Annotated in this window: 23 protein-coding genes; 9 read left to right on the top strand and 14 right to left on the bottom strand. The window is 60.9% G+C overall.

Going from position 1 to position 20,419, the window contains the following annotated elements:
- Positions 1-49: 49 nt before the first annotated feature.
- Positions 50-898: an MIP/aquaporin family protein gene (locus tag AC1RL5_RS20860; RefSeq protein WP_072450840.1), complete on the bottom strand. Its 849-nt coding sequence runs from the start codon at positions 896-898 to the stop codon at positions 50-52.
- Positions 899-1,269: 371 nt separating this feature from the next.
- Between AC1RL5_RS20860 and ybaK the strand changes: the two genes are divergently transcribed.
- Entirely contained in the window at positions 1,270-1,740 is a 471-nt protein-coding gene (ybaK, locus tag AC1RL5_RS20865; RefSeq protein ID WP_015636821.1) for a Cys-tRNA(Pro) deacylase, read from the top strand.
- Positions 1,741-1,857: 117 nt separating this feature from the next.
- Positions 1,858-2,640: a PhzF family phenazine biosynthesis protein gene (locus tag AC1RL5_RS20870; protein WP_072450839.1), complete on the top strand. Its 783-nt coding sequence runs from the start codon at positions 1,858-1,860 to the stop codon at positions 2,638-2,640.
- Positions 2,641-2,716: 76 nt separating this feature from the next.
- Here the strand turns inward: AC1RL5_RS20870 and AC1RL5_RS20875 are convergent, their stop codons facing one another.
- A complete protein-coding gene (locus tag AC1RL5_RS20875) occupies positions 2,717-3,826 on the bottom strand; it encodes an ABC transporter ATP-binding protein (RefSeq protein WP_053153523.1) in 1,110 nt (369 codons plus the stop codon).
- Positions 3,823-4,743, bottom strand: coding sequence for an ornithine carbamoyltransferase (gene argF, locus AC1RL5_RS20880; RefSeq protein WP_019096003.1), 921 nt, complete (start codon positions 4,741-4,743; stop codon positions 3,823-3,825). The genes AC1RL5_RS20875 and argF overlap by 4 nt, the downstream gene beginning before the upstream one ends.
- 415 nt (positions 4,744-5,158) lie before the next feature.
- Here argF and plzR point away from each other — a divergent pair, with 415 nt between their 5' ends.
- From plzR to grxD, 3 genes are all read left to right on the top strand, one after another.
- A complete protein-coding gene (plzR, locus tag AC1RL5_RS20885; RefSeq protein WP_015636818.1) occupies positions 5,159-5,449 on the top strand; it encodes a PlzR type 4 pili assembly inhibitor in 291 nt (96 codons plus the stop codon).
- A 135-nt stretch (positions 5,450-5,584) separates the two neighbouring features.
- Positions 5,585-7,693, top strand: coding sequence for a molybdopterin oxidoreductase family protein (locus AC1RL5_RS20890; protein ID WP_072450836.1), 2,109 nt, complete (start codon positions 5,585-5,587; stop codon positions 7,691-7,693).
- Between the two features lie 96 nt (positions 7,694-7,789).
- On the top strand, positions 7,790-8,128 hold the full coding sequence (grxD, locus tag AC1RL5_RS20895; RefSeq protein ID WP_011063114.1) for a Grx4 family monothiol glutaredoxin: 339 nt from the start codon (positions 7,790-7,792) through the stop codon (positions 8,126-8,128).
- Between the two features lie 175 nt (positions 8,129-8,303).
- On the opposite strand, the gene bfr is transcribed toward grxD, so the two are convergent.
- Both bfr and AC1RL5_RS20905 read right to left on the bottom strand, forming a co-directional pair.
- Complete coding sequence (gene bfr / locus AC1RL5_RS20900) at positions 8,304-8,777, bottom strand: bacterioferritin (RefSeq protein WP_011063113.1); 474 nt, start codon at positions 8,775-8,777, stop codon at positions 8,304-8,306.
- Between the two features lie 212 nt (positions 8,778-8,989).
- Positions 8,990-9,208 carry a bacterioferritin-associated ferredoxin gene (locus tag AC1RL5_RS20905; protein ID WP_011063112.1) on the bottom strand — a complete coding sequence of 73 codons (219 nt, stop codon included), beginning with the start codon at positions 9,206-9,208 and terminating at the stop codon, positions 8,990-8,992.
- A 324-nt stretch (positions 9,209-9,532) separates the two neighbouring features.
- On the opposite strand from AC1RL5_RS20905, the gene AC1RL5_RS20910 reads away from it, so the two are divergent.
- Positions 9,533-10,135 carry a peroxiredoxin gene (locus AC1RL5_RS20910; protein WP_011063111.1) on the top strand — a complete coding sequence of 201 codons (603 nt, stop codon included), beginning with the start codon at positions 9,533-9,535 and terminating at the stop codon, positions 10,133-10,135.
- A 70-nt stretch (positions 10,136-10,205) separates the two neighbouring features.
- Here the strand turns inward: AC1RL5_RS20910 and rnt are convergent, their stop codons facing one another.
- A complete protein-coding gene (gene rnt / locus AC1RL5_RS20915) occupies positions 10,206-10,877 on the bottom strand; it encodes a ribonuclease T (protein ID WP_011063110.1) in 672 nt (223 codons plus the stop codon).
- Positions 10,874-11,920, bottom strand: coding sequence for a dihydroorotase (gene pyrC, locus AC1RL5_RS20920; protein ID WP_011063109.1), 1,047 nt, complete (start codon positions 11,918-11,920; stop codon positions 10,874-10,876). Before pyrC ends, rnt begins: the two co-directional genes overlap by 4 nt.
- Before the next feature lie 156 nt (positions 11,921-12,076).
- Between pyrC and AC1RL5_RS20925 the strand changes: the two genes are divergently transcribed.
- From AC1RL5_RS20925 to AC1RL5_RS20935, 3 genes are all read left to right on the top strand, one after another.
- Positions 12,077-12,991: a flagellar protein MotY gene (locus AC1RL5_RS20925; protein ID WP_072450835.1), complete on the top strand. Its 915-nt coding sequence runs from the start codon at positions 12,077-12,079 to the stop codon at positions 12,989-12,991.
- 129 nt (positions 12,992-13,120) lie between these two features.
- Positions 13,121-14,338, top strand: coding sequence for an argininosuccinate synthase (locus tag AC1RL5_RS20930; protein WP_011063107.1), 1,218 nt, complete (start codon positions 13,121-13,123; stop codon positions 14,336-14,338).
- A 386-nt stretch (positions 14,339-14,724) separates the two neighbouring features.
- Positions 14,725-15,351 carry a response regulator transcription factor gene (locus AC1RL5_RS20935; RefSeq protein WP_011063106.1) on the top strand — a complete coding sequence of 209 codons (627 nt, stop codon included), beginning with the start codon at positions 14,725-14,727 and terminating at the stop codon, positions 15,349-15,351.
- 147 nt (positions 15,352-15,498) lie between these two features.
- Here AC1RL5_RS20935 and AC1RL5_RS20940 read toward each other — a convergent pair whose 3' ends face one another.
- The 7 genes from AC1RL5_RS20940 to AC1RL5_RS20970 form a co-directional block, all read right to left on the bottom strand.
- A complete protein-coding gene (locus AC1RL5_RS20940; RefSeq protein WP_011063105.1) occupies positions 15,499-15,678 on the bottom strand; it encodes a PA3496 family putative envelope integrity protein in 180 nt (59 codons plus the stop codon).
- A 107-nt stretch (positions 15,679-15,785) separates the two neighbouring features.
- The gene (gene nth / locus AC1RL5_RS20945) at positions 15,786-16,424 is read right to left on the bottom strand and encodes an endonuclease III (protein WP_015636814.1); all 639 of its coding nucleotides are present in this window, start codon (positions 16,422-16,424) and stop codon (positions 15,786-15,788) included.
- A gap of 7 nt (positions 16,425-16,431) precedes the next feature.
- Positions 16,432-17,028: an Rnf-Nqr domain containing protein gene (locus AC1RL5_RS20950; protein ID WP_123577027.1), complete on the bottom strand. Its 597-nt coding sequence runs from the start codon at positions 17,026-17,028 to the stop codon at positions 16,432-16,434.
- Positions 17,021-17,632 (bottom strand): RnfABCDGE type electron transport complex subunit G, encoded by a 612-nt coding sequence (locus AC1RL5_RS20955; protein ID WP_492589455.1) that lies wholly within the window; start codon positions 17,630-17,632, stop codon positions 17,021-17,023. Before AC1RL5_RS20955 ends, AC1RL5_RS20950 begins: the two co-directional genes overlap by 8 nt.
- A complete protein-coding gene (locus tag AC1RL5_RS20960) occupies positions 17,629-18,621 on the bottom strand; it encodes an RnfABCDGE type electron transport complex subunit D (protein ID WP_492589454.1) in 993 nt (330 codons plus the stop codon). The genes AC1RL5_RS20955 and AC1RL5_RS20960 overlap by 4 nt, the downstream gene beginning before the upstream one ends.
- Positions 18,608-19,813: an RnfABCDGE type electron transport complex subunit B gene (locus AC1RL5_RS20965; RefSeq protein ID WP_123577022.1), complete on the bottom strand. Its 1,206-nt coding sequence runs from the start codon at positions 19,811-19,813 to the stop codon at positions 18,608-18,610. Before AC1RL5_RS20965 ends, AC1RL5_RS20960 begins: the two co-directional genes overlap by 14 nt.
- A complete protein-coding gene (locus AC1RL5_RS20970) occupies positions 19,810-20,391 on the bottom strand; it encodes an Rnf-Nqr domain containing protein (protein WP_207239787.1) in 582 nt (193 codons plus the stop codon). The genes AC1RL5_RS20965 and AC1RL5_RS20970 overlap by 4 nt, the downstream gene beginning before the upstream one ends.
- Between the last annotated feature and the right edge of the window lie 28 nt (positions 20,392-20,419).

Here is a 20,419-nt window from a genome sequence, read left to right on the forward strand (position 1 = left end):
GTGAGAACAGGCGCGCGATCGATTTGGGCAGGATCACGCGCCACTGGATTCAGGAAGCTTTGACTTTGCCTTCGGTGACCTGTTCGGCCTCCAGGGCGACAGCAGCGCTGGGCAAATGGCGGGCAATCAAGCCGCGATAGGCCGCAGCACCCAGGCAGGCGCCGAGGATCGGAGCGAAGATTGGCACCAGGAAATACGGAATATCACGGCCGCCGGTGAAGGAAATTTCACCCCAGCCGGTCACGAACGTCATCAGTTTAGGCCCGAAGTCCCGCGCTGGGTTCATCGCAAACCCGGTCAGCGGGCCCATGGCACTGCCGATCACGGCAATCAGCAGGCCGATCAGCAGCGGAGCCATCGGGCCGCGCGGCAGGCCATTGTTGTCATCGGTCAGGGACATGATCACTCCCATCAGGATGGCGGTGATCACCAGCTCCACAAGGAACGCCTGGGCAGTGGACAGCGCCGGGTTGGGGAAGGTGGAGAACACCGAGGCCAGTTCCAGGCTGGCCTGGGAACCACGGACCATCTGGTGGGTTTGTTCGAAATCGAAGAACAGGTTGCTGTACAGCGTGTAAACCAACAACGCCGCGCAGAAGGCGCCAGCGATCTGGGCGAGGATGTAGAACGGCAGTTTGCGCTTTTCAAAATCGGCGAACAGGCACAGGGCGATGCTCACGGCCGGGTTCAGGTGCGCGCCGGAAACTCCGGCGGTCAGGTAGATCGCCATGCTCACGCCGATCCCCCAGATGATGCTGATTTCCCATAGGCCGAAGCTGGCCCCCGCGACCTTGAGCGCGGCGACACAACCGGTGCCGAAGAAGATCAACAGCGCAGTACCCAGAAACTCGGCGATGCATTGGCCCGATAGCGACGGTTGTTGCAGAGCAGTTGTCATGTGAACCTCGATTTTTGTTGTTGTCTGGCGCTGCTGCAAAAGGCATGGAGCGCGACTTTAAACGAAGGCGGAATCCCCATTCCGACCTCGCCTTGCTACTGGGTACAACCTTGGATCTACCGCATGATATTCAGAAACGAAAAAATATAGACAAGAAACACCGCTGTCAAAGGTCGAAAGTGAACGGATGGTCATTTTATAGATATCAATCAAATGAATGATTCCGGGGCATAGTCGCGGGAACGACAGGCATGGTTGCTTTCGTAGGCACACGGGCCGGTTATCAAGGCTTGGAATAGAGCCTTTTACTGGTGAATGACCTAAAATTCCCGCGCTTGGTTTTGCCTTTTCATTCCTCGCCTGGAGCTGCCATGACCCCTGCACTGGACCTGCTGAAAAAAGTTCGCGCCGAACATCGCATCCACAGTTACGAACATGACCCTAAGGCCGCCTCCTATGGCCTGGAGGCCGCGGAGAAGCTTGATCTTGATCCTGCGCAGGTGTTCAAGACCTTGCTTGCCAGCAGTGAAAAGGGTGAGCTGCTGGTGGCGGTGGTGCCGGTCGTCGGAAGTCTTGACCTGAAGGCCCTGGCTCACGCAGCGGGCGTGAAGAAGGCTGAAATGGCCGACCCGGCTGCCGCCCAGCGCGCCACGGGGTACCTGCTGGGAGGCATCAGCCCGCTGGGGCAGAAGAAGCGCCTGCGGACCTTCATTGATAACAGTGCGCAGCCGTTCGCCAGCATCTTTGTCAGCGCCGGGCGCCGTGGCCTGGAAGTCGAGCTGGCGCCGACGGTGCTGGCCGAGCATACCCAGGCCAGGTTCGCTGATATCGGTCGTCCTTGAGTCGCAGCGGCTGCGGCCAGGGTCGCTGCTGTATGCAGGAAAATCCCGTCTTCTGTGTCTGTCGCCCGTTGGGGGCCAGGGCCCATGCTGGGGGCCAGTTATTCACGGAGAAGGGATATGCAGCTTGAGTTTCATCAGGTCGATGCGTTCAGCGAGCGCCCGTTCGCGGGTAATCCGGCCATGGTTTACCGGCTTGAGTCCTGGCTCGATGACAGGCTGATGCAGCAGATTGCTGCCGAGCACAATCTGGCAGAAACCGCTTTCGTGGTGCGTGAGGCCCAGGGCTGGCGGATTCGCTGGTTCACCCCGGTGACTGAAGTGCCGTTGTGCGGGCATGCAACCTTGGCCACTGCCTATGTGTTGTTCGAGGTTTATGGCCAGGCCGCGCAGCGTATCGACTTTCTCAGCCAGTCCGGGCCCCTGAGTGTCACCCGTGAAGAGGGCCTGTTGTGGCTGGATTTCCCGCTGCGCAGCCCGAGCAGCCAGGCAGGGCAGGAGGCGGTGGCGCAAGCGCTGGGGGTTGAGGTCGTCGAATTGCTGGGGGCCAACGAGCTATTGGCCGTGCTGGAGTCGGAGCAGGCGGTGCGTGAGTGCCGGCCGGATATGACGGCGCTGGCGAAACTGCCCTGGCCCGGGGTGATCGTGACTGCGCGTGGGGAGCAGCACGACTTTGTCTCGCGCTATTTTGCCCCCGCCATCGGTATCGATGAGGACCCGGTGACCGGATCCACCCATTGCTGCCTGGCGCCTTACTGGGCGCAGCGGTTGGATAAGCCGCAGTTGAGCGCCTACCAGTGCTCTGCCCGAGGTGGCGCGTTGTTTTGTCGTCTGGAAGGTGAGCGGGTGAAGATCGGTGGGCATGCCCGGCTGATTGCCAGTGGGCAGTTGCATCTGCAATGACTGTGCTGGGTGTTTCGCCGGCAAGCCGGCTCCTACAGTGCGCTGTCGTAGGAGCTGGCTTGCCAGCGAAAACGGCTCAATGCGCGCTGCTGTAGCGGCGCACCCCTGAGTCGCTTTGCGGGATCTGCGCTGCGGTACTGCCCGAAGCCTGGAACAGCACCAGGTGTTCCGCCGCGACCCGGATACCCACGTCGGCGCCGACCTGATGATCGGCGTGGCTCGGAAAGATCGATTCCAGCTGGCTGCCGGTGGGCAGTTGCAGGCGATACAGGGTCGAGGCGCCGAGGAACGTCTTGCCCACGACGCGGGCTTTCAAGGCGCTGTCGGGGGCGTGGACGATGTCGTCCGGACGCAACAGCACATCCACCGCACCGCCGGTTGGCCAGGTGTAGGCACGGTTGCCCTGCAGCAAGCCGAGTTCGGTCTGTACCGATTCCGGGCTGCTCAACTGGCCGCGAATGAAGTAGCCCTGACCGATGAAGCTGGCGACGAAGGGCGTCTGGGGTTCGTGGTAGAGGTTGTACGGTGTGTCCCACTGTTCCAGGCGGCCTTCCTTGAATACCCCTACCTGATCGCTCACGGCAAAGGCTTCCTCCTGGTCGTGGGTGACCAGGATCGCACTGGTGCCACGGGCCTTGAGGATGTCACGCACCTCGTGGCTGAGCTTGCGCCGCAGTTCGCCGTCGAGGTTGGAGAAGGGCTCGTCGAGCAGCAGCAGTTGTGGTTCGGGAGCCAGGGCACGAGCCAGGGCCACACGTTGTTGCTGGCCGCCGGACAGTTCGTGGGGGAAGCGCTGGCCGAGGTTCTTCAGGTTCACCAGCTCCAGCAGTTCGGCCACCACCCGCTCTTTCTGCGGGTGTTTGCGAATGCCGAAGGCAATGTTGTCGGCCACGCTCAGGTGCGGGAACAGGGCGTAGTCCTGGAACACCATGCCGATCCGGCGTTTCTCCGGCGCCAGGGTGAAACCGGCGCTGGAGATGGTCTCGCCCGCCAGCTGGATTTCCCCCTCATGCACCGGCTCGAACCCGGCGATGGCGCGCAGGGTGGTGGTCTTGCCGCAGCCGGATGAGCCCAGCAGGCAGCCGATATCCCCGGCATTGAGGTGCAGGTTGAGGTTCTGCACCACGCGTTGGTCCTGGTAGCCGCAAGCGAGGTTGCGCAGGTTCAGTAGCAAGGGCTGGCTCATGCGTGGTGGTACGCCGGCTCGACGAGGAATTCGAGCAGGGCCTTTTGTGCGTGGAGGCGGTTTTCCGCCTGGTCCCAGGCCACCGAACGCGGGTCGTCCAGCAGGTCGAGGCTGATTTCTTCACCGCGGTGGGCGGGCAGGCAATGCATGAACAGAACGTCCTCGGCGGCCAGGTCCAGCAGTGCACGGTTGACCTGGAAGGGGGCGAACAGTTGCAGGCGCTTGGCAGTCTCCTCTTCCTGGCCCATGGAGGTCCAGACATCGGTGCTCACCAGGTGGGCACCACGCACGGCTTCGCGAGGATCACGGACGATGGTCACGCGGTCGCCGGCCTGGGCTACGAAATCCGCGTTGGGCTCGTACCCTTCGGGGCAGGCGATGCGCAGTTGGAAGTCGAACTGGATGGCCGCTTCTATATAGCTATTGCACATGTTGTTGCCGTCGCCGATCCAGGCCACGGTCTTGCCCTGGATCGAGCCGCGATGCTCGAGGAACGTCTGCATGTCAGCCAGCAGTTGGCAGGGGTGCAGGTCATCGGACAGGCCGTTGATCACCGGTACGCGGGAGTTGGCCGCAAACTCGGTCAGGGTGCTGTGGGCAAAGGTGCGGATCATCACCGCATCGAGCATGCGCGACATGACGATGGCGCAGTCGCCGATGGGCTCGCCGCGCCCCAGTTGAGTGTCCCGTGGCGAAAGGAAGATGGCCTGGCCGCCCAGTTGGATCATGCCGGCTTCGAAGGACAGTCGGGTTCGGGTCGACGACTTCTCGAAAATCATGCCAAGCACACGATTTTTCAAGGGCTCGAAGAGTACGCCGCGGTTACGCAGGTCCTTCAGCTCGATGCCTCGACGAATCACACTGACCAGCTCTTCGGGCGTGCAATCCATCAGGGAGAGAAAGTGCCTTGCGCTCATCATTAACTACCTTTTTGCAACGGACCGCAGATTCTCAAAGCCTTGTTTAGTCGAACAACGGGCTGGACCTGCGGCGAAAGCCGCACGGGGCGACGAAATAGGGGAAGGCGCGATCTTATAATTAAATGTCGCGTCTTACCAATAGTAGTGCTACGGCGATTATGGGCATGAGAGGCCAGGACGCGAATGCGCTGGCACTTTTGAGACCAGTTTCCAGACAGCAGCCGGGCATTTGTACACTGCCCTGGCGCGCCTTGGCAATCGAGCGCGGCGCGGGTGATGCCCATGCAGTCGTTTTCTGACCTGGAGGGCGGGGGCTGCGTCCCGGATAATCCGCGGGCTGGCAGCCTGAAACATTTCCTAATGCAAAGTGCTGAGGTTATAAAGGCGAATCAGTGGCAGGGACGGGTGAACGATGGAATCCAGGGAGCAACAACTGATGACGCTCTTGGGGCTCACGGCCCGGGCACTCACCGACATGACAGCTTCGGTGACGGCGTTTTCCTTCGAGCTGCTGCGCAGTGAAGATCCGGTGACCCGAGCGGCCGCGCGCAAGATGATCGACCGGATGATGAGCCTCAGTGCAGGCCTGGACGAGCATTGGCGATTGCTCGCACAACTCTCGGGTGGCTATGGAGAGCGGGAGGCCGTGGATGCAACCACCCACGTCTCAGCGGATGGGCCGCCACGGTTGCCCTCCAACTGAAGGCGCCGATCATGGCCGGGGCTGATGGTCGTGAATTCATGGGACGAACGTCACTGGTGTCCTGTCAGGGGAGCGCCCATAGTTTTTGCTTCCGGCAAGCGAATACGCTGCGCTCTCAAACAATAGAGACTGGCCATGACCAAGACTCTCCATCACCGTGCCTGCCACCTGTGTGAGGCCATCTGTGGCCTGACCCTGGAAATCACCGAAGAAGACGGCAGTGCTCCGCGCATCAGCTCGATCAAGGGCGATCCTCAGGACAGTTTCAGCCGCGGTCATATCTGCCCCAAGGCCGTGGCCTTGCAGGATATCCAGAATGACCCGGACCGCCTGCGCCAGCCGGTGCGCCGGGTTGGCAATGAGTGGCAACCGATCGAATGGGACGAGGCCTTTGCCCTGGTGGCCGAGCGGCTGGCGAGTATTCAGCAGCGTCATGGCAACAACGCGGTGGCGACCTACCAGGGCAATCCCAGCGTGCACAACTATGGGCTGATGACCCACAGCAACTACTTTCTCGGCCAGCTCAAGACGCGCAATCGCTTCTCGGCTACCTCGGTCGACCAATTGCCTCAGCACCTGACCAGCTACCTGATGTATGGCCACGGCTTGCTGTTGCCGATTCCGGATATCGATCACACCGATTTCATGTTGATTCTTGGCGGCAATCCCCTGGCGTCCAACGGCAGCATCATGACCGTTCCGGATGTGGAAAAGCGCTTGAAAGCGATCCAGGCCCGTGGCGGCAAGGTAGTGGTGGTCGATCCGCGGCGCAGCGAAACCGCGGCCATGGCCGACCAGCATCTGTTTGTTCGCCCGGGGGGCGATGTCGCGCTGCTGTTTGGCCTGCTCAACAGCATCTTCGAAGAGGGGCCGACCCGCGACAGCCACTTGCAGGTGGATGGGCTGGCCGAGGTGCGCCAGGCCATATCCCGGTTCACGGCGGAGGCCATGAGCCCCCTGTGCGCCATTGCGGCGCCACAGATCCGCCAACTGGCCAGGGATTTCGCCTCGGCCGACAGAGCGGTCTGCTACGGGCGCATGGGCGTCTCGACCCAGGCCTTCGGCACGCTGTGCCATTGGTTGCTGCAATTGCTCAACCTGGTCACCGGTAACCTCGACCGCGTGGGTGGCGCCTTGTGTACCAGCCCCGCGGTGGATCTGGTAGCGGCGACTTCGGGCGGCCACTTCAATGCCTGGCAGAGCCGGGTTTCCGGGCTTCCGGAATACGGCGGCGAGTTGCCGGTGTCGGCCCTGGCAGAAGAGATACTCACCGAAGGGGAGGGGCAGGTACGGGCGCTGATCACGGTGGCGGGCAACCCGGTGCTGTCCACGCCCAATGGCCGGCAGCTGGAGCAGGCGCTGGATGGCTTGGAGTTCATGCTCAGCATCGACCTGTACATCAACGAAACCACCCGCTATGCCGACTTGATCCTGCCGTCCACCTCCGCCCTGGAAAATGATCACTACGACACCACGTTCAATCTGTTCGCGGTGCGCAACGTCAGCCGTTTCAACCGGGCGATCCTGCCTAAGCCCGAAGGTGCACTGCACGACTGGGAGATCTTCGTCGGCCTGGCCAAGGTCTTTGCCGAGCGCACCGAAAGCTCGCTCAAGCCGACCATCGCGCCGGCGCAAATGATTGATATGGGGCTGCGTGCCGGGCCTTATGGCGACGCCTCGCCGTTCAAGCTGTCATTGGCGACGCTGGCCGAGTATCCCCATGGCATCGATCTGGGGCCGCTGCAGCCGAATCTGGCCGGGCGCCTGAAAACCGAAAACCGGCGGATCCAGGCTGCGCCGCCGGCGATCATGGCCGACCTGGAGCGCTTTGCTGCCCTGAAGGCGCCGCAGGAGGGGGAACTGTTGTTGATCGGCCGCAGGCATGTGCGCAGTAACAACTCCTGGATGCACAACTATCACCGCCTGGTGAAGGGCAAGCCTCGTCACCAACTGCTGATGCATCCGCAGGATCTGGCTCACCGGGGTTTGCAGGACGGTCAACGGGTACGCATCAGTTCACGGGTCGGCGCGGTGGAAGTAGAAGTGCTGGCCAGCGCCGAGATGATGCCGGGGGTGGTGAGCCTGCCCCATGGCTGGGGGCATGGGCGTCCGGGCGTGCAGATGAACATAGCCACGGAGCAGCCGGGTTGCAGCGCCAATGACCTGACCGACGAGCGCCAGCTCGATGTGCTGTCGGGAAATGCGGCGTTGAACGGGGTGCCGGTCAGGGTGCAGGCGGCCTGAGATGTCTGTCGGAGAGGCCGAGCAGGGTGCTCAGGATTCCGTTACAATGCGCCACCGTGCCGACAACAGAGTCGGAAAGTTCAGCCGAGGTGTTCCATGGATATCATCGAAACTATTAAAGAGCAGATTGCCAACAACACCATTCTGCTTTACATGAAAGGCTCGCCGAATGCCCCGCAGTGCGGCTTCTCTGCCAAAGCCGCTCAGGCCGTAATGGGCTGTGGTGAGAAGTTCGCTTACGTGGACATCCTGCAGAACCCGGAAATTCGCGCCAACCTGCCCAAGTACGCCAATTGGCCAACCTTCCCACAACTGTGGGTGGCCGGTGAGCTGGTCGGCGGCAGCGACATCATGGCTGAAATGTTCGCCAACGGTGAATTGCAGAGCCTGATCAAGGCCGCTGCCGAAAAAGCCGCTGCCAAGACCGAAGCGTAAAGCGCGCCTGCTCGCGAGGGTTTCCGGGAATCGACATGCTACTCGTGTGATTCTCGGAAACTTGCGGCAAGCACTCTGCTTCGGTTTGTTACGCGAACATATCCGCGTAATAAAAAAAGCCCCGCTCTCATAAGAGAAGCGGGGCTTTTTTATTCTTCGGGTATTACGAGTTGAGTTACTCGTCACCCATTTGCGATTGCAGATAGTTCTCGATACCCACTTTATCGATCAGGCCCAATTGGGTTTCCAGCCAGTCGATATGCTCTTCTTCGGATTCCAGAATATCTTCCAGCAGTTCACGGCTGCCGAAGTCACCAACCGATTCGCAATGGGCGATCGCGGCCTTGAGGTCAGCATGGCCGGTGCGCTCGATACGCAGGTCGCATTCGAGCATTTCCTTGGTGTGCTCACCGATATGCAGCTTGCCCAGGTCCTGGACGTTGGGCAGGCCTTCGAGGAAGAGGATGCGCTTGATCAGCTTGTCCGCATGCTTCATCTCGTCGATGGACTCGTGGTACTCGTGCTTGCCCAGCTTGTTCAGGCCCCAATCTTCATACATGCGCGCATGCAGGAAGTACTGATTGATCGCGACCAGTTCATTGGCAAGGATTTTATTGAGATGCTGGATGACTGTAATGTCGCCTTTCATGATGGGGTCCTGCCCTGTATTTAGTGGAACATGGGCAGAGTCTGAGCTGCATGAACATTACTGTCAAACCTAAGTTATTGAATAATATATGAAAATTAATCGGAATAAGAATGTTTGTGTTCCGCGTTTTGTCTCTAAGCGATTGAATTACAGGCATAAAAAAACCGGACGCCAGGTCCGGTTGTTTGTAACGCCGCTAATTATTGATTAAATCAGGCGACATTAAATTCCACAGGGTAGGGGATTGCCGCTTGGCTGCTCTGCAATTCGGTCAGGGTTTCGCGAACCACTTGCTTGGCCAGGCAGGCACATTTGCCGCACTGGCTGGCGACGCCGGTGGCCTGGCGTACTTCGCGGTAGCTGCAGCAACCTTCGTAGATCGCTTCGCGAATTTGTCCGTCGGTGACACCGGTGCAGAGGCAGACATACATAAGATGAGAACCGTCGCTGGTTAGGGCTCAATTGCGATGGATCTTAATGTTAACGAGAATGATTGTCAAAGTGGTTTCGGCGCCCTTTGTTGCTGATTCTTGCTTGAGTGACGAACGGCTTTTCTTGGCATTAATGACAGATCATTCGCATTTTTCGCGTTGGAGGCCGGCCAGAGGAAAAACCACTAAGGACAGCTTAAAAACGCCGTGTATGATGGTCGGTCCTTGCGAAGAGGGCGCACGTCACGGGGCTGTCGTATCAGCATGGCAGGCTCGGGGCCAACCCTTCTTCTTCATTACTACGTCCACACCAGGAGATATCCAATGAGCGTACTCGTAGGCAAACAAGCCCCTGACTTCACCGTTCCGGCCGTTCTCGGCAATGGCGAAATCGTCGACAGCTTCACCCTGTCCTCGGCCATCAAAGGCAAATACGGCCTGGTGTTCTTCTACCCACTGGACTTCACCTTCGTGTGCCCGTCCGAGCTGATCGCTCTGGACCACCGCATGGCCGACTTCAAGGCACGCAACGTTGAAGTGATCGCTGTGTCCATCGACTCGCACTTCACTCACAACGCCTGGCGTAACACCCCGATCAATGCCGGCGGCATCGGTCAGGTTCAATACATCATGGCTGCTGACATGAAGCACGAAATCGCCAAGGCCTACGACGTTGAGTCCGAAGGCGGCGTGGCTTTCCGTGGCGCGTTCCTGATCGACGACAAAGGCGTTGTCCGCTCGCAGATCGTCAACGACCTGCCACTGGGCCGCAACATGGAAGAGCTGATCCGTCTGGTCGACGCTCTGCAGTTCCACGAAGAGCACGGCGAAGTCTGCCCTGCCAACTGGAAGAAAGGCGACAAGGGCATGACCGCTTCGCCAGAAGGCGTTGCTGCTTACCTGAGCGAGAACGCCGGCAAGCTGTAAGGCTTGGCGTCACGCATAAAAAAACCGGCCTTAGGGCCGGTTTTTTTATGGGGCAAAGAAAAGCGACTATTCAGTCGTCGAAATCCTGCCAGCCGCCCATCTGTTTCCAGCGGTTGACGATGCCGCAGAACAGCTCGGCGGTCTTCTCGGTGTCGTAGCGAGCCGAGTGGGCCTCGCGACCGTCGAAGTCGATGTCTGCGCTCTGACAGGCCTTGGCCAGCACGGTCTGGCCGTATGCCAGGCCAGCCAGAGTGGCGGTATCGAAGCTGGAGAACGGGTGGAACGGATTGCGCTTCATGTCCAGGCGCGCCACGGCGGCATTCAGGAAGCCCAGGTCGAAGCTGCTGTTGTGGCCTACCAGGATGGCGCGCTTGCAGCCATTGGCCTTCAGCGCCTTACGCACCCCGCGGAAAATATCGGTGAGGGCGGTTTCTTCGCTCACAGCCATGCGCAGGGGATGGTCAAGCTTGATCCCGGTGAATTCCAGGGCTGCAGCTTCGATGTTCGCGCCTTCGAAAGGCTCGACCCGGAAGAAGTAGGTGTGTTCGGGGAACACGAAGCCTTTTTCGTCCATGCCGATGGTGGTTGCGGCAATTTCCAGCAGGGCGTCGGTGGCCGAGTTGAAGCCACCGGTTTCAACATCGACGACTACCGGCAGGTAACCGCGAAAGCGTGCCGCCATCGGATGGCGAGGACCGCCGCTGCTACCTTCTTGTTCGTCGTCGAAATGGTCGTCACTCACGAGTGATCCTCCAGCAGGCGCCAGCGCAGTTTTTCACCGGCGCGCAGCGGAATGACAGTCAGCTCGCCAAACGGCAGGCTGGCAGGAGCGGTCCATTCTTCACGGACCAGGGTGATGCTGTCGGTGTTGGCCGGCAGGCCGTAGAAGCGCGGGCCGTTGAGGCTGGCGAAAGCTTCCAGCTGATCCAGGGCATTGCGTTGTTCGAACGCTTCGGCGTACAGCTCGATGGCGGCGTAGGCGCTGTAGCAGCCGGCGCAACCGCAAGCGGCTTCCTTGGCGTGCTGGGCGTGAGGTGCCGAGTCGGTGCCGAGGAAGAACTTCGCGTTGCCGCTGGTGGCCGCATCCAGCAGGGCTTCCTGGTGGGTGTTGCGCTTGAGGATCGGCAGGCAATAGAAGTGCGGACGTATACCGCCCACCAGCATGTGGTTGCGGTTGTACAGCAGGTGGTGCGCGGTGATGGTTGCGCCAACGTTGGCCGAAGCCTCCTTGACGAACTGCACGGCTTCAGCGGTGGTGATGTGTTCGAACACCACTTTCAGGCTGGGGAAGCGTTCAACCACACGCCGCATGTGCTCGTCGATGAAGATTTTCTCGCGGTCGAAGACGTCGACGTCGCCGCGGGTTACCTCGCCGTGGATCAACAGCGGCAGGCCGACTTCGGCCATGGCTTCAAGCACCGGGAAAATCTTGTCGATGCTGGTCACGCCCGAATCCGAGTTGGTGGTCGCGCCGGCCGGGTACAGCTTGGCGGCGTGGACGAAACCGCAGGCCTTGGCCGCGCGGATTTCCTCCGGCTGGGTACGGTCGGTCAGGTAGAGCACCATCAGTGGCTCGAAGCGGCTGCCGGCCGGGCGCGCAGCTAGAATGCGCTGGCGATAGGCGTCGGCTTCCGCGGCGTTGCGCACCGGAGGTACCAGGTTGGGCATGATGATGGCGCGGCCAAAGGTGCGCGCGACATCTGCGACTGTATTGGGCAACACGGCCCCATCGCGAAGATGAATATGCCAGTCGTCGGGACGCAGCAGGGTCAGGCGGTCGGACATTGGAGGTTCCAGGCGGGTAAAACTCGGGGGAATGCTACCGGAAAAGACTCTTCCAGGCACTCGCTATCAAGTTTTGCGACGAGCAACCGATATCCCGAAGGTATGGCGTATTAACGCCTGTCGATTTTTCTGTTGTACACGTCAGTGGAGCCTCCCGTGCGCCAGCGTTATCTAGCCTTGCTCAGTGTGTTTGCCAGCCTGCCTGCGATGGCTCTCACTTTCCAGACTCGCCTGGAGAGCATTGAGTGGACGGTCGAAGGTGACAAGTTCGAGTGCCGCCTGATCCAACCGGTTACCGATTTCGGTTCCGGCGAATTCGTTCGTCGCGCCGGCGAGCAGGCGATTTTCCGCCTCAAGAGTTTCAACCCCATGCAGGCCGGTGGTTCCGCGACCCTGCTTGCGGCCGCCGCCCCCTGGCAGCCGGGGCGTGGCGACATCAACCTCGGGGCGGTCAAGGCCGGTACCGATGGGGTGCTGTTCAACAGCAACCAGATGCAGGCCGGACGTCTGATCGTCGGTTTGCTGGAGGGGCGCAGCCCGGTGGTCCGGCACTTCTCCCGCGAAGGCGGAGTGTCCGAGGTACGCCTGTTGCCGGTGAAGTTCAGCAAGGCCTATGGCGACTATCAAAGCTGCATGGCCAAGCTGTTGCCGATGAACTATGAACAGGTCAAGCAGGCCGAGATCGGTTTCCCCGGGGGGGGCATCGACCTGGACGCCCGGGCCAAGGCCAAGCTGCAAGTGATGGTGGACTTCATCAAGGCCGACCCCACGGTCAATCATGTCGAATTGGACGGGCACTCTGATAACAGTGGCAACCGCCTGACCAACCGTGACCTGTCGCGCCGTCGTGCGCTGGCGGTCATGGAGTTCTTCAAGGCCAATGGCCTGGCGGAAAACCAGATCGTGGTGCGCTTCCATGGCGAGCGCTATCCCCTGGCCCCCAACACCAATGCGGCCAACCGGGCGAAGAACCGGCGGGTCAATGTGCATCTGGAGCGGGTCGCTCCTGTCGAAAAGCCGGCCCCAGCGCCTCAGGCGGCTTCCGGATCCAGCGCAGCGGCGACTTCCTGATACGGCTGTCGTCGTCGCTCGCTCGACATAATCTGTCGCTTGGTCGTCATAAGCTGTCGCGCCTCTGTAAATTATCCGCGTGGATCGGTAGACTTGGCGGCTTTCCGTACAACCCCGTGGAGTGATGGCATGGCGGACGTTAACAAGGTCGTTCTGGCGTATTCGGGCGGCCTGGACACTTCGGTGATCCTCAAGTGGCTGCAGGATACTTACAACTGTGAAGTAGTGACTTTCACTGCTGACCTGGGCCAAGGCGAAGAGGTCGAGCCGGCCCGCGCCAAGGCGCAAGCCATGGGCGTCAAAGAGATCTACATCGACGATCTGCGCGAAGAGTTCGTGCGTGATTTCGTCTTCCCGATGTTCCGCGCCAATACCGTCTACGAAGGCGAGTACCTGCTGGGTACTTCCATCGCTCGTCCGTTGATCGCCAAGCGCCTGATCGAAATCGCCAACGAAACCGGCGCCGACGCCATTTCCCATGGCGCCACCGGCAAGGGCAACGATCAGGTGCGTTTCGAACTGGGCGCCTACGCCCTCAAGCCGGGTGTGAAGGTGATTGCCCCTTGGCGCGAGTGGGACCTGCTGTCCCGCGAGAAGCTGATGGACTACGCCGAGAAGCACGGGATCCCGATCGAGCGTCACGGCAAGAAGAAATCCCCGTACTCGATGGATGCCAACCTGCTGCACATCTCCTATGAAGGTGGCGTGCTGGAAGACACCTGGACCGAGCACGAAGAAGACATGTGGCGCTGGACTGTCTCCCCGGAGAAGGCCCCAGATACCCCGCAATACCTGGAACTGACCTACCGCAACGGCGATATCGTGGCACTGGACGGCGTCGAGATGACCCCGGCCACCGTGCTGGCGACCCTGAACCGCATCGGTGGCGAACACGGTATCGGTCGTCTGGACATCGTCGAGAACCGTTACGTGGGCATGAAGTCCCGCGGCTGCTACGAGACACCTGGCGGCACCATCATGCTGCGTGCTCACCGCGCCATCGAGTCCATCACCCTGGACCGCGAAGTGGCTCACCTCAAAGACGAGCTGATGCCCAAGTACGCCAGCCTGATCTACACCGGCTACTGGTGGAGCCCTGAGCGTCTGATGCTGCAACAGATGATCGACGCCTCCCAGGCCCACGTGAATGGCGTGGTACGCCTGAAGCTGTACAAGGGCAATGTGATCGTGACCGGTCGCAAGTCTGACGAGTCGCTGTTCGACGCCAACATCGCTACCTTCGAAGAGGACGGCGGTGCCTACAACCAGGCGGACGCAGCTGGCTTCATCAAGCTCAACGCCCTGCGCATGCGCATTGCCGCGAACAAGGGTCGGACCCTGGTCTGATGCTTTGAGTGGTTGAAGAAAGCCCCGCTATAAGCGGGGCTTTTTTTTGCCCGGGCTAATTGCAGTGAGCGTCGGGGCCTAATTCAGATCAGCAAATGTCTGTTGGGCAAGGTGAGCCACTTCTTGATGGGCGAAGTACCAAGTACCGCTACTGAGAGTGCTTGTAGGTTGGAGTTTTATTAGTACGAAAAGTAGCTGATTTGACGATTGATCCTAGGCGGTTTGGATATTGAACCACTTTTATCTAGGTCGTTTTGTAAGGCAATTCGGTATTGTTTGTAAGGATCGTCCTCGTAAGGTCGTAGCCCTCTGTAGCACGGTGTCAGAGTCAATTCTCTGGGGTATTGTGCGGGCTCTAAAAAAACTCTCAGGACTGAGATGGACCTATGAAAAGAGTATTGATCGTGGATGATCACCCTGTTGTCCGTTTGGCTGTGCGCATGTTGATGGAGCGCCATGGCCTTGAAGTAGTAGCGGAAGCAGATAACGGCACGGATGCATTGAAGTTGGCTCTTGAATATGTTCCAGACATCTTGATTCTGGATATTGGAATTCCGCAACTTGATGGGCTCGAAGTTATAAACCGGCTGATGTCCAGAGGTATGTCGATCAAGATTCTGGTATTGACCCTGCAAGTTCCGGGGCCTTTCTCCATGCGCTGCATGCAGGCCGGTGCTGCCGGTTATGTGTGCAAGCAGCAGGACATCACCGAGTTGTTGAGTGCCGTGCGTGCGGTGCTGGCGGGATACAGCTACTTCCCCAACGAGGCCTTGCATACTTTTCGCTCAAGCCAGGGCATCAGCAGTGAGCAGCAGATGATCGAGCTGCTTTCAGGGCGCGAATTGATCGTATTGAAACAACTCACCAACGGCATGAGTAACAAGGAAATTGCCGAGGGGTTGTGCTTGAGCAACAAGACCATCAGTACCTACAAGCGCCGGCTACTGGCCAAGCTCAATGCTCGTTCACTGGTTGATCTGATCGAGTTCGCTCAACGGCATCGGTTGATATGAGCCTTTAGAGCACATGCGCATTGAGACGGTGTTGCTGGATGGGTTCGCTTGAGTGCCGACGCAGCCGGTCAGTCGGGGAGGCTGACCGGCCAGATTAGCGGCTGGGCACAGGTACAAAAAAACCTCCATGGGGAGGTTCTTTTGTGACTAGAGGTCAAAGTCGTAATCGGCCAACTGTTTTTGCAGGCGTCGTTCTTCAAGGAGGTTGTCGATGGTCCGGCGCTTGCTCAGATTGGTTTTCGCCACTTCGACCACCGGTTCTGCGTCATCTGTTTCAGCTGCGACGAAATCGTCTTCTACGTCCAGTTGTTCTTTGCCAGTACTCATAAGGTCGACTCCAGGCTAGGACTGCCATTGGCGCTCCTTATATCGATATTCTCCTGGCGGGTAAAAAAGATTTTTTCAATCGATCTATCGGCAAAATCAATGCTTGCTCAATCGTCGGAAGTCTTTTGCTTGTATTCGCACAGGTCTTCGATTCGACAGCTGCCACAGCGTGGCTTGCGTGCCAGGCAAACGTAGCGGCCGTGGAGGATCAGCCAGTGATGGGAGTCCAGCAGAAACTCCTTGGGCACGAACTTCATGAGTTTCTTTTCGACCTCGACCACGTTCTTTCCCGGGGCCAGCCCGGTTCGGTTGCTGACCCGGAAGATATGGGTGTCCACCGCCATGGTCAGTTGCCGGAAAGCGGTGTTGAGGACCACGTTGGCGGTCTTGCGGCCCACCCCGGGCAGAGCCTCCAGCTCTTCCCGGGTCTGTGGCACTTCGCTGTTATGGCGTTCCACCAGCAGGCGGCAGGTCTCGATGACGTTCTTGGCCTTGCTGTTGTACAGGCCGATGGTCTTGATGTATTCGGACAGGCCTTCGACACCCAGGGCGTAGATTGCCGCTGGGGTATTGGCTACGGGGAAGAGCCTGGCAGTCGCCTTGTTGACCCCGACGTCGGTCGATTGCGCCGAGAGAATCACCGCGATCAGCAGCTCGAACGGCGAGGAATAGGCCAGCTCGGTTTTCGGTTCGGGGTTGTCTTCGTGTAGCCGGCGAAAGATTTCCAGGCGTTTGGCGGCATTCATGGGTGATTCATTTCCTCGAAGGCGGTCGGTTTAAGGTCCAGGAGCCGGCCCAGGCTCGTTTTGCGGCCAGCAGCGCACCCAGCAGGATAAAACCGCCGGGGGCGAGGGTCAGCAGGCGTAGCCCCCCATGTGGCAGCACGACCCAGCCGTTGCCTGCATCCGACTGGCCGACAAGCCAGCCCAGATGGCTGCCCAGCGTACCAGCGCCCAGCAGCTCGCGCAGGGCACCCAGGCCGATCAGGGCCACACAGAAAGCGCCGGCCAGGCGCAGTCGGTTGCGGTGCTGGAAGAAGCCCGCCTGTTCCAGTACCACGCATTGCAGGGGCAGCAGGCCCAGGTACAGGCTCAATTGCTGGTGCAGCTCATAACTCCAGGCCTGCAGCGCCAGCCACAGGCAACTGCCGAGGCTGGCGCTGAGCAGCAGGCTGGCCAGCCAGTGGTGGCGGGCCTCGATGGGCGGACGCAGCAAGCGCATGCCGGCGCCGTAGAGGCCGATCAGCAATACCCAGGCCAGGGCCAGGCCGATTGCCTTGACCCAGGAGTCCGTAGCCCCGATCAGGGGTGGCAGCATCAGCAGCCCCGGCAATGACAACGGCTTATTCATGAGGCGTTCCAGGGAGCAGTTGTCCGCGGTGTTCGTCGAAGTAGCGCAAGGCATCATGCAAGGCACTGATCACCGCACGGGAAGTGATGGTGGCGCCGGCAATCTGATCGAACTGCCCGTTGTCCTTTTTCAAGGCCCAGGCGCTGTCGCCCGGATCATTGCGGGATTTTCCTGAAAACCCCTGGAGCCAGGCATTGGGCCAGCTGGCGATACGTGCTCCCAGCCCCGGAGTCTCATCCTGCCGGAGGGTCTTGCTGCCCAGCAGGCGCCCCTGGCTGTCGATAGCGATCAGCAACTCGATGGGGCCGGCGTAGCCTGTGACCTGGCTGCGCAGCAGTACGGCGCTGGGCCGGCCATTGCGGGTGGCCAGGTAGCCATCGAGCAGGCGACTGTTGCTCAGTTGCCCATCGGCCAAGGGCAATGGCTGGTCCAGAGGCTGGTTGTCATAGCTGCCGGCGGGCAGCACATCCAACAGCTTGCGTGCCTGGAAGGCCCGTTGTTCGGCTTCTATGCGTGGAGTGGCGGCATATTGCAGCCACAGGGTGGCACCGATGCCCAGGGAGCCGAGCAGCATCAGCAGCAACAGGCTGCGAGCCCCTTTCATGATGGGCGCTCCAGCGGTTTTTCGGAGCTCAGGCGCTCCAGGGCCGGTACCGCCAGGTTCATCAGCAGCACGGCGAATGCGAGCCCGTCGGGGTAGCCACCCCAGGTGCGGATCAGGTAGGTGAGCAGGCCAACGCCAACGCCAAACAGCAGGCGCGCCTTGGCGGCCTTGGGGCCGGACACCGGCTCGGTGACGATAAAGAACGCACCGAGCATGCTGGCGCCGCTGAACAAATGGAACAGCGGCGAACCGTGGGAGTCGGAGCCGCTGCCGTTCCAGCACAGCAGGCTGATCAGCAGCAGGCTGCCAAGCATGCCCACGGGCGCCTGCCAGCCGATGACCCGCTGTTGCAGCAGAAACAGGCCGCCAGCAAGAAATCCGAGGTTGACCCATTCGGTACCACGGCCGCCGAAGTGACCGAAGGCGGGGTTGCCGGCAAAGAGTTCATCGACGGTCAGGCTCTTGTTGATCCGCAGGCTGTCCAGCGCCGTGGCCTGGGCCCAGGCGTCCGGGGGCGAGTTGCCTCCCAGGCCGAATACCTGTTGCAGCCCGCCGAGCAGGTCCAGGGCATGGGGCGCGGGCCAGTGAGTCATGGATGGCGGGAAGCACAGTAGGGCCAGCGCATAGCCCAGCATGGCCGGGTTGAAGGGGTTCTGGCCGACACCGCCGTACACCTGCTTGCCCAAGAGCACGGCGCTGGCGGCAGCGCTCAGCGGCAGCCACCAGGGGCAATAGGGTGGCAGGGCCAGGGCCAGCAAGGTGGCACTGACCAGCGCACTGCCATCGCTGAGGGCAGGTTGCAGCGGACGCCGCCGCAGGAACAGCACCAAGGCTTCCATGGCCAGGGCCCCACTGGCTGCCAGCAGTAGATTCAGCAGCGGCCCCCAGGCATACAACCACAGCAGTACCAGCAGCCCTGGCAGCGTGGCCAGCAGCACGCGCTGCATGGCCTGGCGCAGGCGCGGGTCGACTGTTTCAGGGCACGTCATGGGCGTTTACCTGGCGCTCGGCTTCGCTCAGGCGGGATTGGGCCTGGGCCAGTTGTTCGCTGCTGGTATCGGTCTGGCGTTGCAGTTTGCTCAGTTCGGCTCGGGCGTAGGCCAGTTCGGTCTTCAGTTGTCGCAGTTGTGGGGCGATCGGGCGTTTCTCGATCCGCTCCAGTACTGGAGCCGGTTTGCCACTGGCGTCTTCCGCGGCGTGCAGCGCCTGTTCGGCCGCCGCCAGGGCCGCGGCCAGGGTTTGCAGTTCGGCTTCGGGGGCTGCTGCGGCCTGGGCCTTTTTCAGTTCGGCGCGGCGCATCGCCAACTGGATCTTGGCTCGCTTTAGGTCGGCATCCCGGGCCACCGGCGCGGTCGGTGTAGGCGCCTGGGCTTCCAGTTGGGCCAGTGCCTGCTCGGCCACTTCGAACTGGCGCTGCAGGACGATCAACTGCGATTGCTGCTCGAAGGTCGGCGGATGACCGAAGGCCTTGAGGGATTTGTGCAATTGGGCGCGACTCATGGCCAGCTCGATCTTGGCCTTTTTCAAGGCGGCATCGGCCGCCGCGGCTTTCTGTGCGCGGACCCGCTCGATAGCCGACTGAACCGGATCCTGGCTGGCGTCGCTGGCCTGGGTGGCGCGCTGGGCCCTGGCCTGACGTTCGGCCAGGCGCCGGGCCTCTTCGCGCTGCAAGCGATCATTGCGCTGCTCGAAGCGGCGCCGGGCGTGATCGCGTTTGGCGGTGCGAGCCTGCAACTGCTCGGGGCTGCTGGCCAGGCCGCCGACAATGGGCAGCACTCGGGCCATGGGCAACGGCAGCATGTCGATGCAATCCACCGGGCAGGGCGCCACACAGAGGTCGCAGCCGGTGCATTCGTCGATCAATACGCTGTGCATGAGCTTCGCCGCGCCGACGATGGCGTCCACCGGGCAGGCCTGGATGCACTTGGTGCAGCCGATGCATTCGGCCTCGCGGATATGGGCGATCTGCGCCGGGGCTTCGCCACGGCTGTGGTCCAGTTCTACCACCGGCAGCTGGAGCAGTTGTGCCAGGCCGGCGATGGTTTCCTGGCCCCCTGGCGGACACTTGTTGATGGCCTCGCCACTGGCGATGCCCTGGGCGTAGGGTTTGCATCCGGCGTGGCCGCACTTGCCGCATTGGGTCTGGGGCAAAAGGGCGTCGATGCGTTGAATCAGACTCATGTCTTGAGCAGTCCGTTGAAGCCGAAAAACGCCACTGCCAGTAGGCCGGCGCTGATCAGGTCGATCGGCAGGCCTTGCCAGGGCAGGGGAATATCGTTGGTGGAAATACGCTGGCGCAGGTCATTGAACAGGCACAGTACCAACCAGAAGCCCAGCCCGGCACCCAGGCTCATGGCGCCGAGGGTCGCCAGCCCGAGGTTTTCCCCGCTGGCGATCAACAGCAGGCCGAGCATCCCGGCATTGGCCAGCAACAAGGGCCAGAGGCCATCGAATGGCAAGCCGGGCAGGGCCCGGGGCAGCCAGTGTAGCGTCGGCCTGATCAGCAGCACACTCAGGGACAGCCAGGTAAACAGCTGCAAGGACTGCAGCCCCCAGGGCACCAGCACGCCACGATAGAGGACATGGCCGAGTACGCAACTGACCAGCATCAAGACCGTCGTTGCCAGGCCCAGCGCATGGATCCGAAGCCGAGCTCCATCGGCTGGGGCCTGCAGCAGCGGGTCGACGCCCAGCGGCCACTGCAACACGAAGTTGTTGATCAGGGCAGTGCTGACAAGGGCGAGGAGGAAGTCGGTCATGGTCGGGGCCGGTACGGGCAGGCTGTCC

The sequence above is a fragment of the Pseudomonas sp. GW822-FHT06D10 genome, assembly GCF_058799535.1.

Coding starts and splice junctions, on each gene's coding strand:
- argF (WP_019096003.1), bottom strand. CDS start 4,743: ATGAGCGCAAGGCACTTTCTCTCCCTGATGGATTGCACGCCCGAAGAG.
- AC1RL5_RS20950 (WP_123577027.1), bottom strand. CDS start 17,028: ATGAATAAGCCGTTGTCATTGCCGGGGCTGCTGATGCTGCCACCCCTG.
- ybaK (WP_015636821.1), top strand. CDS start 1,270: ATGACCCCTGCACTGGACCTGCTGAAAAAAGTTCGCGCCGAACATCGC.
- AC1RL5_RS20940 (WP_011063105.1), bottom strand. CDS start 15,678: ATGAGTACTGGCAAAGAACAACTGGACGTAGAAGACGATTTCGTCGCA.
- AC1RL5_RS20965 (WP_123577022.1), bottom strand. CDS start 19,813: ATGAGTCTGATTCAACGCATCGACGCCCTTTTGCCCCAGACCCAATGC.
- AC1RL5_RS20860 (WP_072450840.1), bottom strand. CDS start 898: ATGACAACTGCTCTGCAACAACCGTCGCTATCGGGCCAATGCATCGCC.
- AC1RL5_RS20905 (WP_011063112.1), bottom strand. CDS start 9,208: ATGTATGTCTGCCTCTGCACCGGTGTCACCGACGGACAAATTCGCGAA.
- AC1RL5_RS20960 (WP_492589454.1), bottom strand. CDS start 18,621: ATGACGTGCCCTGAAACAGTCGACCCGCGCCTGCGCCAGGCCATGCAG.
- AC1RL5_RS20930 (WP_011063107.1), top strand. CDS start 13,121: ATGGCGGACGTTAACAAGGTCGTTCTGGCGTATTCGGGCGGCCTGGAC.
- AC1RL5_RS20875 (WP_053153523.1), bottom strand. CDS start 3,826: ATGAGCCAGCCCTTGCTACTGAACCTGCGCAACCTCGCTTGCGGCTAC.
- plzR (WP_015636818.1), top strand. CDS start 5,159: ATGGAATCCAGGGAGCAACAACTGATGACGCTCTTGGGGCTCACGGCC.
- pyrC (WP_011063109.1), bottom strand. CDS start 11,920: ATGTCCGACCGCCTGACCCTGCTGCGTCCCGACGACTGGCATATTCAT.
- AC1RL5_RS20910 (WP_011063111.1), top strand. CDS start 9,533: ATGAGCGTACTCGTAGGCAAACAAGCCCCTGACTTCACCGTTCCGGCC.
- AC1RL5_RS20935 (WP_011063106.1), top strand. CDS start 14,725: ATGAAAAGAGTATTGATCGTGGATGATCACCCTGTTGTCCGTTTGGCT.
- AC1RL5_RS20890 (WP_072450836.1), top strand. CDS start 5,585: ATGACCAAGACTCTCCATCACCGTGCCTGCCACCTGTGTGAGGCCATC.
- AC1RL5_RS20970 (WP_207239787.1), bottom strand. CDS start 20,391: ATGACCGACTTCCTCCTCGCCCTTGTCAGCACTGCCCTGATCAACAAC.
- bfr (WP_011063113.1), bottom strand. CDS start 8,777: ATGAAAGGCGACATTACAGTCATCCAGCATCTCAATAAAATCCTTGCC.
- AC1RL5_RS20955 (WP_492589455.1), bottom strand. CDS start 17,632: ATGAAAGGGGCTCGCAGCCTGTTGCTGCTGATGCTGCTCGGCTCCCTG.
- AC1RL5_RS20870 (WP_072450839.1), top strand. CDS start 1,858: ATGCAGCTTGAGTTTCATCAGGTCGATGCGTTCAGCGAGCGCCCGTTC.
- nth (WP_015636814.1), bottom strand. CDS start 16,424: ATGAATGCCGCCAAACGCCTGGAAATCTTTCGCCGGCTACACGAAGAC.
- grxD (WP_011063114.1), top strand. CDS start 7,790: ATGGATATCATCGAAACTATTAAAGAGCAGATTGCCAACAACACCATT.